The 1,734-nt window shown below is 71.9% G+C and carries 2 protein-coding genes; both read right to left on the bottom strand.

Annotation, left to right across the window (positions count from 1 at the left end):
- Positions 1 to 858, bottom strand: an 858-nt coding sequence (locus DKL51_RS28245) for an L-lactate permease (protein ID WP_148097872.1), incomplete at its 3' end; no start/stop codon positions are given.
- Positions 859 to 913: 55 nt separating this feature from the next.
- Positions 914 to 1,734: (Fe-S)-binding protein (locus tag DKL51_RS28240; protein WP_148097871.1), on the bottom strand; the 821-nt coding region annotated here is incomplete at its 5' end.

The raw sequence follows: 1,734 nt of genomic DNA, 5'->3' as shown, positions 1-1,734 counted from the left end.
GAGGTCGGCGGGGGTGACCGGGCGCCAGACGCGGACCAGCAGCACCACCGCGGCGGCCGAGACCAGCGCGGCGACGATGTCGGTCAGCGGCACCGAGATGTAGTTCGCCGCGACGAACTGCGCCAGACCGAAGCTCACCCCGGCGACCAGCGCGGCCGGCCAGGTCTGCCGGATGCCGCGCCGCCCGTCGACCAGGGCCACCAGCATCAGCGGTACGACCACCGCGAGGATCGGGGTCTGCCGACCTACCATCGCGCCGAGCGTGTCGACAGTGAGCCGGGGATCGGGATTCGCGCCACTGCTGACGCTGGCCAGCGTGACGATCGGGGTGGCGAGCGCGCCGAAGGCCACCGGCGCGGTGTTGGCCAGCAGCGCCACCGAGGCCGCGTGGATCGGGCGGAAGCCGAGCGCCATCAGCATCACCACGGTGATCGCCACCGGCGTGCCGAAGCCGGCCAGCGCCTCCAGCAGCGCACCGAAGCAGAACGCGATGATGATCGCCTGGATCCGCATGTCCGGGCTGACCCGTTCGAAGGAGCGGCGCAACACGTCGAAGTGTCCGCTCTCGACGGTGAGGTTGTAGACCCAGATCGCGTTGATGACGATCCACAGGATCGGGAAGAAGCCGAAGGCGGCGCCCTCGGTGGCCGAGAGCACGGCCTGCCCGATCGGCATGGCGTAGACGGCGATGGCCACGATCAGGGCCACCACGAGGGAGATCACGCCGGCCAGCCAGGCCTTGACCTTCATGACGCCGAGCAGGACGAAGAGGGTGAGCAGGGGTAGGACCGCGAAGATGGCCGAGAGCGCGACGGAGTCACCGATGGGATCGGTGACGACCTTGAACTGGTCGAACATGGGTCACCTCGACGCTATGGGGGACGGGGGTGAGCGGTGACGGTGGATCCCGCCGTCAGGACGGGGTCCGCTGATGCAGCAACTCCTCGACGCCTCGTCCGCGGATCGAGGCGTCGAGGACCTGGGCGGTGTGTGCCAGCGCGATGTCGCCGCCGGCGCGGGTCACCGAGGCGGCGACCTGCATCAGGCAGCCGGGGTTGGCGGTGACGAGCAGCCGCGCCCCGGTGGCCAGTACGGTGCGGGCCTTGCGGTCGCCGAGTTCGGCGGCCGGCCCGGGATGGAGGATGTTCCAGATGCCCGCCGAGCCGCAGCAGATCTCCGGGTCGGCGATCTCCCGCAGCTCCAGCCCGGGGATGTCGCGCAGCAGCCGGCGGGGCTGGGCGCGGACACCCTGGGCGTGGGCGAGGTGGCAGGCGTCGTGGTACGCGACCGTCACCGGCAGCGGGTGCCGGGTGGCCACCGGGCCGAGCTCGACCAGCACCTCGCAGAGGTCGCGGACCTTGCCGGCGAAGTCGGCGGCGAGCGCGGCGTACCGGGGGTCGTCGCGGAGCAGGTCGCCGTACTCCTTGAGGGTGGAGCCGCAGCCGGCCGCGTTGACCACGAAATAGTCGATGCCGGCGGCGGCGAACGTGTCCAACATCCGGCGGGCGAAGCGGCGCGCTTCCTCCTCCCGTCCGTTGTGGACGCTCAGCGCACCGCAGCAGCCCTGCCGGTCGGGCAGGATCACCACGTCGCAGCCCTCGGCGGCGAGCACCCTGGCGGTGGCGGCGTTCACCTCGGGAAAGAAGGCGCCCTGCACGCAGCCGGTGAGCATGCCGACCACGGCCCGCCGCAGCGGGTGGCCCGGCCCAGCCGGGGGGCCAGCGACTCCACCGT

It is taken from the genome of Micromonospora globispora, assembly GCF_003857015.1.
GTDB lineage: Bacteria > Actinomycetota > Actinomycetes > Mycobacteriales > Micromonosporaceae > Micromonospora > Micromonospora globispora.
The sequence above is the reverse complement of the archived record's forward strand: the minus strand, read 5'-3'. Positions and strand labels throughout refer to the sequence as shown.